Source organism: Kovacikia sp. CALU 1929, from assembly GCF_056784235.1.
The window spans coordinates 36,015-51,006 of the sequence record NZ_JBXBCF010000089.1 but is presented as its reverse complement, the minus strand read 5'-3'; the positions used below and the strand labels follow the sequence as shown (position 1 = coordinate 51,006).

Sequence of the window (14,992 nt, the reverse complement as noted above, 5' to 3'; positions counted from 1 at the left end):
GATAAGTTTCGCTATTACAATTAGAATTCAGTCGTCGTTGCTCCATCGTCCACTGGAGCTATGATTTCCTCCCAGAGGCACTTGTCCATTGAAGTGTCCACTGAAATATGAAGTTTTATATCTGGATTCAACACTTCTGGCTATCAGCGTTACCCCCTATACCTGAGCAGGAAATTCCGAAGTCACACGTTACATCCTACGATCGCCTCAAAGAATTCCAGACCTCTCGAAATCAGCTAGATAGCCTGTGCAATCAGCTTTACGAAATTATTCGATCGTGTTCGGAGCGTAATTTTCTACCCAGTAACTTTGTGGAAGATGTTGCTAAAATCTCGCACAAACTTCAATCTCAGCGATTTCGGGTAGCCGTTGTTGGAGAATTCAGTCAGGGCAAATCGACGTTACTCAATGCTCTACTGGGCGAAGAAGTTCAACCTGTTAGAGCAGTTCCATGTAGCGGCACTGTCACAACTTTGCGGTACGGTGATCAGAAACGAGTAATTTGTCGCTACAAAAATGGGCAGCAGGAAGAAATCTCGGCTGACCAATATAAAGAGAAAGCTTCCATGTCAAAAGGAGCCGCAGTGGAGCATCTGAATGATGAACTGGCAAATTTTGAAATTGAGGAGATTATCTTCGAGCGTCCAGATCTGGAGTTATGCAGGAGTGGTGTAGAAATCCTTGACTCTCCTGGTTTGAATGAAAATCCTAATAGAACTGCAATTACCGAAAAGCTGCTGAAAGACACCGATGCTGCACTTTTTCTGACAAACGCCTCACGGCTTCTGCCAGAAAAAGAAAAAGAATTGATCCAGTACGTGAGAAATCAGTTAACAGGTAACACGAATAAACTGCCTGCGGAAAACTTATTTGTCTTGGTCAACTTCATGGATTTGCTAGACAACGAGGAAGACCGCGAAGATGTGACACAAAGGCTTGAAAAATTTATCGAAAAAGAGAACTTGGTTGTTTCAAACAAAAACCGAATTCACTACATTTCAGCTAAAGCTGCACTTAAAAAACAGGATGAATATTTACAATCTTTTAGGAACTTTACACAGGCACTTGAGCAATTCTTGACTACTGAGCGTGGCTCTATTGAAATTAAGCAGTGTACTGATAACATCAAAAACTTGATTCAGGTAAGTTTGACAAAGCTGCAACAAGCCGAAAATTTCTTAGACGGTAAAGTTTCACTTTCTAAGGCAGATATTCAAAAAATTTTGGAGCAAATCGGTGAGGCAAGTGGAAGAGAAGTTAAGATTCGTATTCTTTGGAAAGAAGTATTAGAGTCAGTGATTGAAGAAACCAATGAATCTTGGGATCAATGGGTTGAGGGACTTGGTGATCGCTTGGCTGAGAAAACTGAACAGTGGTCTTCTGAACATTCAGCAATTTGGAGTCGAGACAAATTAATTGCTGACTATGCCCAGCAGTTCAATAAAGATTTGGCGGAAGAACAAAGTAATTGGATAGAAAATCAACTTAAAAAAGTTATACTGCAACCTTCTCTAGATTATCTTGATGATGAAGTCCGAAAAGAGTTGAGCGAAATTCAGGCTGGTATTGAAGATATTGATGTATTGAAGAAATTTCAGTCGTCTAATTGGATATTTTGTGGACATGGAGATTTGGCTGGTTACACTTTTAATTTTATTGGGGATGTTGCATTAGCTGGCCTAGTAGGAGCTGCGGTTTTTGTGCCAGCTAATATTTTGGTTGGACCAATATTAGCGTTTTTGGCTAAGTTATTAAGTGCTGGTATCAGTGGTGTACTGGGAATTGATGCGAATATCAGAGCAAAAGTTTTTGAGGAAGGTTGCGAGCAGTTCGTTGAATCTTTGGATAAAACGTTTGAAAATATTGATGAAATTATTTGTGCCGCATTTCTTGAAAGGCTTGAACGATTTGATGAGGTCGTTTCCAGAACAATCTCTTTGTATGAAAACTTGCTAGAGCAGCAGGAAGAAGTTCACCAGAAAAACTTGGAACAGCGTCAGGTAGAAAAAGCCTGGATTGCTCAGAAGCGCCTTGACTTTGAAGAGGTGGGAAAACAGGCTGAAGCCATCCTCAAAACTGAGTGCGATCTCACCGTAGGTGTGGGCAGGGATTGAGGAGAGGATGCTGACTGTGAGGGAAGGGATGAAGGATAAGGGATGAAGGATGGGAGATGAGGGATGAAGAGGGGATTGATCAACTAGACTGAGGATGATCAGGATCTACAGATTGCGATCGAGTTGTGGAAGTCACCCCTTATGCTGTGGAAGTCTATGCCACTGATGATGGTAAAGTGCCATTTTCAGACTGGCTCAATGCCCTCAAAGACCTTCAAGGAGCAGCCAGGATTCTGCTGAGGCTCGATCGCATCAAGCGGGGCATTTTAGGCGACTATAAATTCATTGCCGATGGCGTGTTGGAGTTGCGAATTGACACTGGACCGGGCTATAGAGTGTATTTTGCTCAAGTCAGTAAGCAAGCGATTGTGATTCTTTGTGCTGGCACCAAAAGCTCTCAAGCAGACGACATTAAAAAAGCTCAGCGATACTGGATCGATTACAGGAGCCGCGATGATGCCTAGAAGCGTTAATTATCAGGGAGAACTGCTGAAGTACCTGCATGATCCTCAAAAAGCAGTGGTTTATTTGAACGCTGCTCTAGAGGACGGTGATCCTGAACTCTTTGTTGTGGCGTTGCGAAATGTGGCAGAAGCTCAGGGGTTAGCGAATGTCTTGCCTCAGAGCAATCAATCTGCAAGTGCTGATGCGATCGACATGGAAATCCACAGCCTCCTCAAGCTATTAAAAGACTTAGGGCTTGGGCTGGCATTAACGGAAACCAGCAAAGCGTCATGAAAGACCATCACATCAACATCTTTTACAGTGAGGAAGATGAGGGGTATATCGCGGATATTCCTGATTTGAAATACTGTTCAGCGTTTGGAGCTACGGTAGAAGAAGTGGTTCATGAGGTTCTGATCGCTAAAGCTGCCTGGTTAGAAGCTGCGACAGCAGAAGGCAAGCCGATCCCGAATCCAAAATATCGACCTGTCATTTATCAGGTAGCATCCTAAACACTAGCAACCAAAGACTTGAATGATGACTATCAGAGAACAATTAATTCAAGAAATTGAGCAGGCTCCAGATTCGCTGGTTGAGGAGGTATTAAGCTTTTTGCAGGCTGCTAAGACAAAACTATCTCAGACAGAACACCCATCTGATCAGACCCGTAAACCCATTTGGGAAGTGGCTGAAGAACTCATCGCAGACATTCCACCCGAAGTCTTGGAGAAGTTACCCCGTGATGGAGCCGCACAGCTTTAATTCCCGTTCCCAACTTGGAATCACTGAAATCCTGACTCACGACAAGCACTTCACCCAGGAAGGTTTCACAATCCTGTTGGGTTGAACGTATAGGAAGGTAGGAAAGCCAACCGTCTCAGGGGCAAAACCCAACCCGCTAGTTCGGTTCTGCCCACTTCGCAGCTTTGCAGCTAATTCAGTACATTAGGTTTATAGATTGATAGCACCAGTTTGATTGAGGTTCCCACTGTGAACAATACATCTGATCGAGCACCAGAATTTTTTGGGGATGTTGCTGAATCGGGCAATCAGTTTTGGCGCTACGTCCAGTCTCTTAGCCCTGATGCCATTACCCAACTCTCTCACCCGAATTCGCCAGAGGTATTTCAGGTGATGGAGCGCAACATCATTGGACTTTTAGGTGGGTTACCCTCTGAACACTTCGATGTCACAGTGACCACCAGCCGTGAAGATCTGGGTCGCCTGCTGGCATCGGCAATGATGAGTGGCTATTTCCTTCGCAACGCCGAACAACGGATGACGTTAGAGAAGTCTTTGATTGGAGCCGATAGTTCGAGAACGGAAGGGTAGGTGTCAGAAGTAGCGAAAGGTGGGGCAGGTTCTAAGCCGCGATCGAAGCTGCGATCGCGCTCCCATACACTCAAAGACTCGGCAGGCAATCAGTACCGCTTGCCGAGTTTTGATATAAGCACATTAAGACAGTCCCTGCTGGATTGGTACAGCCAGTTTGGTCGAGACTTGCCCTGGCGACAGAGCCGCGATCCTTACGCCATTTGGGTGTCTGAAATTATGCTTCAGCAGACCCAGGTGAAGACGGTCATTCCCTATTACCAGCGCTGGCTTGAGCAATTTCCCACCATTCCACTGCTGGCGGCGGCTGATCAGCAACAGGTCCTCAAAACCTGGGAGGGATTAGGATACTATGCCCGCGCCCGCAACTTGCACCGGGCAGCGCAGACCATCATGCAGCAGCATGATGGTTTCTTTCCTGACCAATTAAAAGCTGCAATGGCATTGCCGGGAATTGGACGGACAACCGCAGGCGGCATTTTGAGTGCGGCATTTAATCAGTCCACTCCTATTTTGGATGGAAATGTAAAGCGGGTGCTGGCACGGTTTGTTGCTTTACAGGTGCCCCCCAATCGGGCGATCGCCCAACTCTGGCACCTTTCGGAAACCATACTGGATCCCAATTCTCCCCGTAACTTCAACCAGGCACTCATGGATTTGGGTGCAACCCTTTGCACGGTTCATAATCCTGACTGCCCACGCTGTCCCTGGAAACGTCCCTGTCAGGCTTACAATTTAGGCATCCAATCCGAGCTACCCATGTCTGAAACCCGTACTCCGATTCCCCGTAAATCCATTGGTGTCGCCGTTATCTGGAACGATAAAGGGCAGATATTGATTGATCGCCGTCGCCAAAGTGGTCTTCTGGGTGGATTATGGGAATTTCCTGGCGGCAAACTGGAGCCAGGAGAAACGGTTGAAGCCTGCATTCAGCGAGAGATTCGGGAAGAATTGGGAATCGAGATCGAAGTGGGCGATCGCTTTATGACCGTTGACCACACCTACTCGCACTTCCATGTCACTCTCAACGTTCATCACTGCCGCTACCTCAGCGGCGACCCCCAACCCATCGAGTGTGATGAAGTCCGCTGGGTCACTCTGGCAGAGATTGATCAATATCCCTTCCCAAAGGCAAACGGGCAGATTATCGCAGCATTACATCAAATAGAGAAAAAGCCCTAGCAACAGAAAGTGCGGCGAATAGAAGGGAAAAAAGATAAGAACCCGGTCTTCTCCAGCCTTCTGGCTGCTGGCTGCTGACAAACCTATCGAAGTCCTGACAATCTTCCTACCCAATCCCCGATTTAGTTGTTATATTGGTTTACAAAGCTTTACAAAGCTTTATCAAGGAAGGTTGAGCCTTCCCCGAATGCTCTAGTTCTACGTGTCCGTAACCTTTGTCAACCTACAACCGTTTGGAGTATTCATTATGCAAGACGCAACTAAAGTTACCGCTCCCGTAGTCGAAGCAGATCGCAATGCATGGAAGTTTGGTTTCACTCCCCAGGCTGAACTGTGGAATGGTCGCCTGGCAATGATCGGCTTCCTCTCTGCTTTGGCGATCGAGCTGTTCTCCGGTCAGGGTGTGCTTCATTTCTGGGGTCTGATCTAGTTTCTTTCTAGCTTTTTTCTAAAACCCTCACGGGTTGTCATTAACTTGCCGCAGCTTTTCCTTGCTTCTGGTTCTCAGTAGGGGGAGGGGCTGCGGTTTTGTATGGATTGGCATCACCATAATCTTGTTGCAGAGGCAATGCCTGAATCAAGCAGGTTTCTGAATTTTTCTACGGCTATGTGTAAGCGAGATGGCAACCACTCATCGTACTGGGGATAAACAGGTAAACGCGGGGTCAGAGTCCACCCTGCGGTGTTCAAAGTATTTGCCAGTTCAGCATCAACCGGGTGAGGATAATTGGGATTCACTTCATCACGGGGTCCAATGCCACCCAGATCTCGTGCGCCCGCTTCCAGACAGGCAATCAGGTAGAAGTCATCCTGAAGCAGATTGGGCGGAATTTGCACAGCAATGTCTGCTGGGAGAATTTGACGAGCAAGCGTGATTGTATTGACAAGATCGTCTGCCCCGAAGGGAGAACCTGCCCACACCTCATGCTTGCCAGGGCTATAGGGTTGCAGAATGACTTCTTGAATATGCCCAAATCGTTGATGAATCTGGGCGATCGCTGCCAGTGTCTCCTCACGTTCTACCGCTGTTTCACCAATTCCCAGCAATACCCCAGTCGTAAATGGGATTTGCAGTTCACCTGCCCAGGATAACTGTTGCAACCTCAGTTCTGGTAACTTACTGGGCGCATGGCGATGCACAGACTGCAACAGTTTTGGAGTCACTTGCTCTACCATCAAACCCAGCGAAACATTCACTGCCTTTAGCTGTGCCATCTCAGCCAGGCTCAGAGGTCCGGCGTTGGTATGGGGCAGAAATCCCAGGGATAGAGCAAGTTCGCAAATATCATAAATTCTTTGAAACCAGGCGTTTCGCTGTGGACTTTTGGGATGCACCTCACCACTAAGAACAAGAATCTCAATCACTCCAGTATGTTGTAGCGATTTCAACTGGGTCTTAGCATCCGCCAAGGACAGCCAGGGGCTTTCACCCGGATCTGTTCGGAAATTGCAGTAACTACAGCGGTTGAAGCACTCATAGGTCGGAACTATCGTATACGCAGGACTGTAGGTAACAGTCTTATCCAGAAATGCCATAGCAGTCGATGATACGTTTTGAGTTTTAAGTTTTGAGTTTTGAATTAAGCTCTTTAACTTTTGATTCTTAACTTATAACTCTCAACTCAATGACCCCATCTTCAAGCCTATCCCAAACCTTTCTGAGTCTGGTATTGCGCTTTGGCAGTCAATGGCTTTTGGATAGACTTTTACTCAGAGCACCAGAACCTTTCCTGCCCCTGAAAACTGCGCCGCTTGGCATAAACATTTTTAACATGGGTCTTAACCGTGTTCAGGCTGATTTGGAGCATTTTGGCAATTTCCTGGTAAGTGTACTCCTGCCTCAACAGCATCCAAATCTCCGCTTCCCGGTCGGTCAGGTCGTACTTTTTCTGTTCAATCCGTAACTCCTCTTTGAGGGATTCAGTGCAGTTCTCAATGGACACCAGGATGTGAGGTTGCTGATATATTTCCTGTTCAGGCATTAAGTGGGAACTGATACCGAGGTCGGTGTCAAGTACCTTACTATTTCTGTGGATGGCGGTACAAAACCAGCGGGCACTAATCCGAACGGTTTGTTTGCTGTGGGTCTGACACTCCAGTACCAGCGGGTGGTTAATAGGACGGTTTCCCCGAATCAGACGATGGCAAACCTCAGAGACTGCCATTGGCAATTCAAGCGCAGATAGCTGAATCTCTGATAATCCCTGGCAGATTTCCTTTGCCTTCAAATTCGCATAAATCGGTTTTAGGCTACGGGAAATCACCATGACTCCTTCCGGGAGTGATTCCAATAAACCGCTCCAGATTGGAATCAAGTCAACACTCTCGCCAGGAAGGGTTCTTACCGGCTTATCTGGTAGTGGTTTAGCAGAAATTCTGCTGGGGTTGCTGGGGCTGCGGCGTTGGGGTTGGGTACCGCTAAGGCTGCCAGAAGGATGGGGGCAAAACAAAGAACTGACAGACGCAGATTCCAACGGAACTGAAAATAAACGGGCTGTCATAGAGCAGATTCCTCAAGTGTTGAGGCTATTCTGATTCCTGACCTTATGAAGTGCCAATGAGCAACCTGTAGTTAGCTCCAGGTTCGCGAACCCAGTCCAGGCAACCTGAAGTAGGGTGAAGAGGGGTGAAGCAGTATGAAGTTTTTCCCGTACCCCAATTGTGGGATAGGAAAAACTGGTCAATAATAGGGTGAATCTACTTATCTGGTTGCAAGATAAATCGAACCTAGCCTGGGGTTCAGGTTAGGCGACTGTTTGCAGCGATTTCAGGTTAATCAGTTCATTTAACAAACTCAATTGCCTACGGAATTTCGCTTCTTAGAGTATGTTTGCTTATAGCGCAGTCCCGTTAATCTTTTGACTTCACATTAAACCTCATCCAAGTTGAGAACTGGAGATTTTTCCAGGAAAAACCACGGGTTTCTAAGTTGGTGAGGTTTACCTGGTGATATTCCAGATTGTCATTTTAGTTCCTTCAAAAGTCCTCACCCTTTTGGGTATTTCTTTTAGTTCGTTAACGCTTAGCCCCAGTTCGATCTGTTGGTGCAGACGTTTCTTCCTGTTTTGCCCTTCTAGTCTCTAAGTACAATGAGTTCTTTGAAACACTTATCAGAATCGCGAGACCATATAGAACCAGAATCCCTGGATCAATTTTTTCCGCTTGATAGACAACGGGCTTATGTATCCATGCTGATGGGGCGGGGTGGCTTAACTCGCCGCAGAGCTGAGTATTTTGTCCGTTTATGGGCATATCTGCTGCTGAAAGATCAGCAAGAACAGGGAAATAGCCCGTCTAATCCATTAACTCAGCTCTATCCACCCAAAGGCTCGGTTGCCTGCACCCATCGGGAAGCCGCCGAACTGTTTTATGGCAATCAAGACCGGGGCAGCGATCGCGCAGCCGGCATGATGATTGACCGCATGGTTGCCCTGGGGTTACTTGAGAAGCAATTTGATGGGCAAACCCTGTGTCTGCAAGTCTGTTCTATACCGGAACTGGTGGTCGCTGAGCAGAAACCTCTGGAACCCTTTGTGTTAAAGCCTGATAGCTTTAACCCCCGCACGGATGCGATTCCGGTTGCCAACCTTTTCATTCGTGCCTACGCTGAAATTGTTAAGGACTCTGCGGCGGCATCCCATAAACTCGCTAAACTGCTTCGCTATTGGACTCAGCAATATCCAAAGGTTGTGCGCGTTCTACGCCGTTCAGACAATCTCAACCCGGTTGCTTTTTATATTCTTTATCCGGTTGCAAGTGAATCTGAAATTTATTTCTTTCAGCCTCCAGGTAAAAGCTTCTATCTATCCAACGATGTCGAGGAAGATCCATTCAAAATGGCAGTTCCTGGTGATATCCATTGCACCTCGGTCTACATTCGAGCCTGGGTGATTGATGTCGCCTACTTACAGAAGGCTAACCTCGAACTGATGCTGCAAGATACGCGAAATTCTCTGATTGATATTCAGAAAGATTTTCCTGGAATTTGCGATCTTTACTCCCTGATCATTCATCCCTTGCATGAAGAGTTGCGTCTGGCTCTGGGGTTTCAAAAAACGTTTCAAGATGCCCAGCGTCCTTATAGCTGGGTCTATTTAGGACTTGATCGCCTACTGGAACTGGACTTTAATCAAGCTCTTTCTACCCTGCGGCTCACCCCTACGGCTAAACTATAGGACTTCATTTCTATCCCCAAATAATAGGGAAGGGCAATTTTGCCTGCCAGAGGTCTAGCAGTCTGGGGCGTAGGGTAGTTGTAACCAGAGGGCTATAACAAGGCGGCTGCTCGGTCTGCCAGATTGGAACGCTCACCTTTCAGCAGGGTAATGTGTCCTGCTAAAGGTTCATTCTTAAACTTTTCAACGATATAGGTAAGACCATTACTGGCAGCATCCACATAGGGGTTGTCAATTTGATCGGGGTCGCCAGTCAGTACAACTTTAGTGCCTTCTCCTGCACGGGTGAGGATGGTCTTAACTTCATGGGGAGTCAAATTTTGTGCCTCATCGACTACGAAAAACTGCTTGGGGATAGTGCGTCCACGGATGTAAGTCAAGGCTTCGATTTGCAGCAACCCCTGTTCGATCAGTTCTTCGTGCCCCCGTCGCCAGTGGGCGGGTTTCCCAATAGACTCCTGCGTACCAAAAATCAGGTCAAAGTTGTCGTAGAGGGGTTGCATCCAGGGAGTCAATTTTTCACTAACGTCACCCGGCAGGTAGCCAATATCTCGCCCCATGGGCACCACTGGACGAGAGATGAGTAACCGGCTATAGAGGTTTTCGTCGGCAACCTTTTGGAGACCTGCCGCGATCGCCAGTAAGGTCTTCCCCGTCCCAGCGGTGCCCACCAGCGTCACCAGTTGAATGGAATCTCGTAGCAGCAGATCAAGCGCAAATTTCTGTTCCCGATTGCGGGGGTAAATTCGGGAGATGCCATGATGGGGCATCTTAGTCAGTGGAACGATCTTGCCGCTCTCGCCCTCCACGATTGCCAGGGCGGTATGGGAAGGATTGGACTCATTGACCAGCGTCAACGCCTGGTTTGGGAAAAAAGTCCCATCCAGCGTAATTCCCCCTTGCTTGAACAAATGATCAATTTGCTCGGCAGTAACGGCAACTTCTGCCATGCCGGTGTAAAGCCCTCCAACATCCACCTTATCGGTTTCATAATCCTCAGCAGATAGCCCCAAAGCATCGGCTTTGATGCGCAGATTAGTGTCCTTACTGACCAGCACAACCGGATAGGCACTCTGACGCTGGAGTTCGAGGGCAACTGCCAGAATCATATTGTCGCCATTGCCATGCGCCAGTTCAGTTGGCAGTTCCTTCAGGGTTTCTTGATGGCAAAGGGCAACCCGTAAACTACCGTCACCATTAATAGAGACTCCTTCGGTTAACCGTCCCTGCTGGCGCAACTCGTCCAACTTACGAGAAACTTGACGAGCATTGCGTCCGGTCATTTCAGGCTGTTTTTTAAAGCGATCCAGTTCCTCAATCACAGTGATTGGCAAGATCACATCATTATCCTTGAAGCGCAAAATGGCAGATGGGTCATGCAAAAGGACGTTGGTATCGAGGACGAAGGCTTTTTTCATGAACAAGCAAAGACGGTATCAGGTGTCGGTACCCTTTAAAGCCCCTAGTCTAAAGCGAATGGGGAAACTTTGGGGAATGTTTTTTGGTTAGATGCTGAATCTACCGCATTTTTGACCGCCTTAGTGAGTTGCGTTGCCAAAAGAGCTGGAGCGGTCAGTAGGTTCCCAGGTCAAAGAAAAATTATTTGATTCTTTAAGCCCAAACTCTTTTGGTTGATTCTAAAACGACTCAGGAACTCTTTTGAAGCACAAACAATCGATATAAATAACAACCGTTTGTTAATGAGCAGAATGATGTCTAAAGCAATGAACCAGAAGTCAACAACCGCTGTGCTGGTTGCCCTGGGAATGGCGACCAGTTCCCTGGCTCCCCTAGCAATGGCTCCCCGTGCAATGGCACAGGTCTTTTCGGATGTGCAGGGTAGCTGGGCACAAACTTGTATTGTTGAATTGACCGAGAGAGGAGTCATCAGTGGTTATCCCGATGGGTCTTTCCGTCCTAACAACCCAGTGACCCGTGCTGAATTTGCTGCGATGGTTGGGAAGGCCTTCCCCAGTGCAGCCCGTGTTCGTGGAGCAACTCAGTTTGTGGATGTGCCCTCCAGTTTTTGGGCATACAGTGCCGTTTCCTATGCTTCTCAAACCGGCTTCCTGTCTGGCTATCCCGGTAACGTATTCAATCCCTCCCAAAGCATTCCCCGCGCTCAAGTCCTGGTATCTCTGGCAAGTGGGCTAAATTATTCTCCTGCCCAACCTGTGAATGCGACATTGACCAACTACTTTGCCGACGCCTCTGCCATTCCAGGTTATGCTGAAACCGGCATCGCCGCAGCAACCGAGCGGCGTCTGGTGGTCAACCATCCCGATGTTAGATACCTGAATCCGAACCAGCTTGCCAGCCGTGCAGAAGTTTCTGCATTCCTGTGTCAGGCATTGACCCAAACCGGACAGATTTCCTCGGTGATTTCTAGCCAGTACGTTGCCGGTGCTACTGTGGCTCAACAGGCAGTGATTACGGCTGGAACAACCATTCCTGTTAACTATGCGGCGGCTGAACAAATTATTGTTGCTCCGAATGAAGCCGTTGATCTGACATTGACCGTTGCTTCCGATATTCGGAACTCTCAGGGTGTGGTGGCAATTCCGGCAGGTAGCCAATTAGTGGGGCAACTGGTACCCGTCAGTGGGGGTTCTCAGTTTGTTGCTAATACGGTCGTAATTAACGGTCGCCAGTACGCAATCAACGCGAGTTCTGGTGTCATCGCATCTCGCCGGAATGTCCGTGACCCCAATATTGCCAGAATTCTGGGTACTGCGGCTGTAGGTTCTAGCGCCGCTGCCATCATTGGTGGTGTTACTGGCAATCGGCAGATCACGGGTGGTAATGTGCTGCTGGGTGGAGCCGTTGCCGGTGCAGCCGCAGCCAGCCAGGGACGGAATATCGGCAAGACTCTCCGCGATGCGGCGATCGGTGCCGCGCTGGGTGCTGGAGCAGCCGGAATTACGGGCGATCGCACCATCACCCCCAAGGAAGCCCTCACGGGTGCCGCTTTAGGTGCCGCGGTTGGTGGATCGCTTGACCGTAGCAGCACAGGCGATGAAGTGATTGTAATCAATCCTCAAACGGATTTAACCGTGACCGTGAATAACAATGTGACCCTGTAGATGACGCGGTAGTAGTCATTCCATGATTCTCCGCAAAGTAGGGCAGGCAAATCGCCTGCCCTATTTCCTTTTACAGCCAGCAACTCCTCTTTGTAGACGCAATTCGCCGGGAGATTTGGCAAACTGGTAAGAGCAAAACGATTCTCTCGCTCACCATGTCCCTCAATCCTGCCCAGCGCAACAAGCTTGACCCAGCAGACGATACCCAGTTCTATGAATTTCCTCGGTTTGTCACCCATGTGGATGAGCGCTTCATTCAGCAGTTGACTGACCTCTACCGGGAGCGGTTGCAGCCCAAGACCCGCATCTTTGACATGATGAGCAGTTGGGTTTCCCACCTGCCGGATGAAATAGAGTTTGCCCATGTCGAGGGTCATGGTTTGAATGAAGAGGAACTGGCGCGCAATTCCCGTTTGAATCACTACTTTGTTCAAAACCTGAATCAAACCCCCAAACTGCCCCTGGAAGATCAATCCTTTGATGCCGTCTTAAATACCGTCTCAGTTCAGTATTTGCAGTATCCCGAAGCCATCTTCAGCGAAATTCATCGGATTCTTAAACCGGGTGGCATTGCTATCATTAGCTTCTCAAACCGGATGTTTTTCCAGAAGGCAATCGAGGCATGGCGGGAAGGCTCCGAGGGCGATCGCGTCAACCTGGTACGGCAATACTTTGAAACCACTCCCGGATTTACAAAACCAGAAACCATTACCCACCAGTCTTCCTTACCCACCATTTTGAGGATGATGGGAATGCCCGGAAGCGATCCCTTCTACGCTGTCATTGCCAACCGCCAAAGCTAGTGCAAGAAGGCAGAAGTATGAAGGCAGAAGGCGAAATCCCGATAACTTCTAAAGTTGGGCATCAAGGCACTGTAGGATTATTTCTGCCAACCTGTACTCGTGGTCTGTAGCAATTAGTGGCAGTTATCTCTATCAACTTGGAAAAGCCCGCCAAACTAACCAAAAATTCGTATCCTGAGATCAGTTTGCTTACAATCCGTCCCATGTCCAAACTTCGCCAACCCCCTTTGCTGCTCCGCCCCTCTGCCCCTCTGCCCCTCTGCCCTGTTGCTCCCCTACCCCCCCTGCAACGGTGGATAAGAGCAGCATCCCTTCTCCTCATTCCCCTTTTCCTGGTCTGGAGCAATATTGCTCAACCAGCACTGGCACAAACCCAATTTTCCCCTACGGTAAAGGAAGAGCCAGCCCAGTCAATTCAGCCGTACCTGGATCGGGTGATAGAACAGGTCACTGAATTTAAGCTGGACAACGGCATGAAGTTCATCGTTTTGGAACGGCACCAGGCTCCAGTAGTGTCCTTTCTCACCTATGCCGATGTGGGTGGCGCAGATGAGCCAGATGGCAAAACTGGAGTGTCACACTTCCTGGAACACCTGGCATTCAAAGGTACCACTCGCATTGGGACGGTAGACTATGCTACTGAAAAGCCTCTTTTAGACCAACTGGATCAGCTTTCAGAGCAGATTCAAACCGCAACGCAGAAGGGAAATAAGGAAGAAGAAAAAAAACTGCGGACAGAGTTCGCCAAGGTTGAGGCGCAGGCAAATCGCTTAGTGCAGCAGAATGAAATGGGGCGCATTGTCGAGCAGGCAGGCGGGGTTGGGCTGAATGCCACTACGTCTGCGGACGCAACCCGTTATTTCTTCAGTTTCCCTTCTAATAAGCTAGAACTGTGGATGTCGCTGGAATCAGAACGGTTCTTAGATCCGGTGTTTCGGGAGTTTTACAAGGAACAGGATGTCATTTTAGAAGAGCGCCGTCTGCGCACGGATAATTCACCTATTGGTCAGATGGTGGAGGCGTTTTTAGATACTGCCTTTCAGGTACACCCCTATCGGCGTCCAGTGATCGGCTATGACCAAGATATTCGAGGTTTGACACGGCAAGATGTGAAGGAGTTTTTTGAGACACACTACACACCCAACAATTTGACGATCGCGATCGTTGGTGATGTCAACCCTGGTGAAGTCAAACGGCTAGCACAAGTCTACTTTGGTCGCTATCAAGCGAAACCTGCCCCCCCCGATGTACTGGCAACCGAACCGCCCCAGACTGTAACCCGCGAAGTCACCCTCAACCTGGAAAGTCAACCCTGGTATCTGGAGGGCTACCACCGTCCTGCCCTCAACCATGCTGATAACGCGGTTTATGAGATGATCAGCAGTATCCTCAGTGATGGGCGCACCTCTCGGCTCTACCGCTCCCTGGTCGAAAAACAGCGTTTGGCTTTAACCGCGCAAGGTTCCAACGGATTTCCCGGCAACAAATTCCCCAACCTGATGCTGTTCTATGCCATGACTGCTCCAGGGCACAGCGTAGATGAGGTAGCAAAAGCCCTGCGAGTCGAAATCGATCGCCTTAAAACCGAACCCGTTTCTGATTTGGAACTCGATCGGGTTAAAACCCAGTCGCGGGCAGGTCTACTGCGTTCCCTCGACTCTAATGCCGGCATGGCGCAATTATTGCTGGAATACGAGATCAAAACTGGGGACTGGCGCAATTTATTTCAAGAAATTGACCGAATTTCAGCCGTCACCCAGGCAGACATTCAACGAGTAGCCAAGGCAACCTTTACCTCCCAGAACCGCACCATCGGCAAACTACTACCCAAAGCTGGCTGATTGTAATGGGGCAGACAA

General features: G+C 48.4%; 15 protein-coding genes. 12 read left to right on the top strand and 3 right to left on the bottom strand.

The features are described 5' to 3' along the window. Positions 1-311: 311 nt before the first annotated feature. From AC1S52_RS24480 to AC1S52_RS24445, 8 genes are all read left to right on the top strand, one after another. A complete protein-coding gene (locus AC1S52_RS24480) occupies positions 312-2,114 on the top strand; it encodes a dynamin family protein (protein WP_482031655.1) in 1,803 nt (600 codons plus the stop codon). A gap of 125 nt (positions 2,115-2,239) precedes the next feature. Then, positions 2,240-2,578 carry a type II toxin-antitoxin system RelE/ParE family toxin gene (locus AC1S52_RS24475; protein ID WP_482031654.1) on the top strand — a complete coding sequence of 113 codons (339 nt, stop codon included), beginning with the start codon at positions 2,240-2,242 and terminating at the stop codon, positions 2,576-2,578. Beyond that, positions 2,568-2,852 (top strand): helix-turn-helix domain-containing transcriptional regulator, encoded by a 285-nt coding sequence (locus AC1S52_RS24470; RefSeq protein ID WP_482031653.1) that lies wholly within the window; start codon positions 2,568-2,570, stop codon positions 2,850-2,852. The genes AC1S52_RS24475 and AC1S52_RS24470 overlap by 11 nt, the downstream gene beginning before the upstream one ends. Further along, positions 2,849-3,070 carry a type II toxin-antitoxin system HicB family antitoxin gene (locus AC1S52_RS24465; protein WP_482031652.1) on the top strand — a complete coding sequence of 74 codons (222 nt, stop codon included), beginning with the start codon at positions 2,849-2,851 and terminating at the stop codon, positions 3,068-3,070. The genes AC1S52_RS24470 and AC1S52_RS24465 overlap by 4 nt, the downstream gene beginning before the upstream one ends. A 25-nt stretch (positions 3,071-3,095) precedes the next feature. Continuing rightward, complete coding sequence (locus AC1S52_RS24460) at positions 3,096-3,320, top strand: hypothetical protein (RefSeq protein WP_482031651.1); 225 nt, start codon at positions 3,096-3,098, stop codon at positions 3,318-3,320. A 228-nt stretch (positions 3,321-3,548) separates the two neighbouring features. Further along, the gene (locus tag AC1S52_RS24455; RefSeq protein WP_482031650.1) at positions 3,549-3,890 is read left to right on the top strand and encodes a DUF760 domain-containing protein; all 342 of its coding nucleotides are present in this window, start codon (positions 3,549-3,551) and stop codon (positions 3,888-3,890) included. Then, entirely contained in the window at positions 3,891-5,072 is a 1,182-nt protein-coding gene (mutY, locus tag AC1S52_RS24450) for an A/G-specific adenine glycosylase (RefSeq protein ID WP_482031649.1), read from the top strand. 247 nt (positions 5,073-5,319) lie between these two features. Next, positions 5,320-5,502, top strand: coding sequence for a chlorophyll a/b-binding protein (locus tag AC1S52_RS24445; protein ID WP_482031648.1), 183 nt, complete (start codon positions 5,320-5,322; stop codon positions 5,500-5,502). Positions 5,503-5,615: 113 nt separating this feature from the next. Here AC1S52_RS24445 and cofG read toward each other — a convergent pair whose 3' ends face one another. Both cofG and AC1S52_RS24435 read right to left on the bottom strand, forming a co-directional pair. Next, the gene (gene cofG, locus AC1S52_RS24440) at positions 5,616-6,608 is read right to left on the bottom strand and encodes a 7,8-didemethyl-8-hydroxy-5-deazariboflavin synthase subunit CofG (RefSeq protein WP_482031647.1); all 993 of its coding nucleotides are present in this window, start codon (positions 6,606-6,608) and stop codon (positions 5,616-5,618) included. Between the two features lie 170 nt (positions 6,609-6,778). Further along, positions 6,779-7,573: a helix-turn-helix transcriptional regulator gene (locus AC1S52_RS24435; protein WP_482031646.1), complete on the bottom strand. Its 795-nt coding sequence runs from the start codon at positions 7,571-7,573 to the stop codon at positions 6,779-6,781. Positions 7,574-8,161: 588 nt separating this feature from the next. Between AC1S52_RS24435 and AC1S52_RS24430 the strand changes: the two genes are divergently transcribed. After that, positions 8,162-9,247, top strand: coding sequence for a hypothetical protein (locus AC1S52_RS24430; protein ID WP_482031645.1), 1,086 nt, complete (start codon positions 8,162-8,164; stop codon positions 9,245-9,247). Between the two features lie 92 nt (positions 9,248-9,339). Here AC1S52_RS24430 and AC1S52_RS24425 read toward each other — a convergent pair whose 3' ends face one another. After that, a complete protein-coding gene (locus tag AC1S52_RS24425; protein ID WP_482031644.1) occupies positions 9,340-10,665 on the bottom strand; it encodes a PhoH family protein in 1,326 nt (441 codons plus the stop codon). A 291-nt stretch (positions 10,666-10,956) separates the two neighbouring features. Between AC1S52_RS24425 and AC1S52_RS24420 the strand changes: the two genes are divergently transcribed. From AC1S52_RS24420 to AC1S52_RS24410, 3 genes are all read left to right on the top strand, one after another. Beyond that, positions 10,957-12,330, top strand: a complete 1,374-nt coding sequence (locus tag AC1S52_RS24420) for an S-layer homology domain-containing protein (protein WP_482031643.1) — start codon at positions 10,957-10,959, stop codon at positions 12,328-12,330. Positions 12,331-12,485: 155 nt separating this feature from the next. Then, positions 12,486-13,133 (top strand): class I SAM-dependent methyltransferase, encoded by a 648-nt coding sequence (locus tag AC1S52_RS24415; RefSeq protein WP_482031642.1) that lies wholly within the window; start codon positions 12,486-12,488, stop codon positions 13,131-13,133. Positions 13,134-13,336: 203 nt separating this feature from the next. After that, positions 13,337-14,974: a M16 family metallopeptidase gene (locus AC1S52_RS24410; RefSeq protein WP_482031641.1), complete on the top strand. Its 1,638-nt coding sequence runs from the start codon at positions 13,337-13,339 to the stop codon at positions 14,972-14,974. The last annotated feature ends 18 nt before the right edge of the window (positions 14,975-14,992 follow it).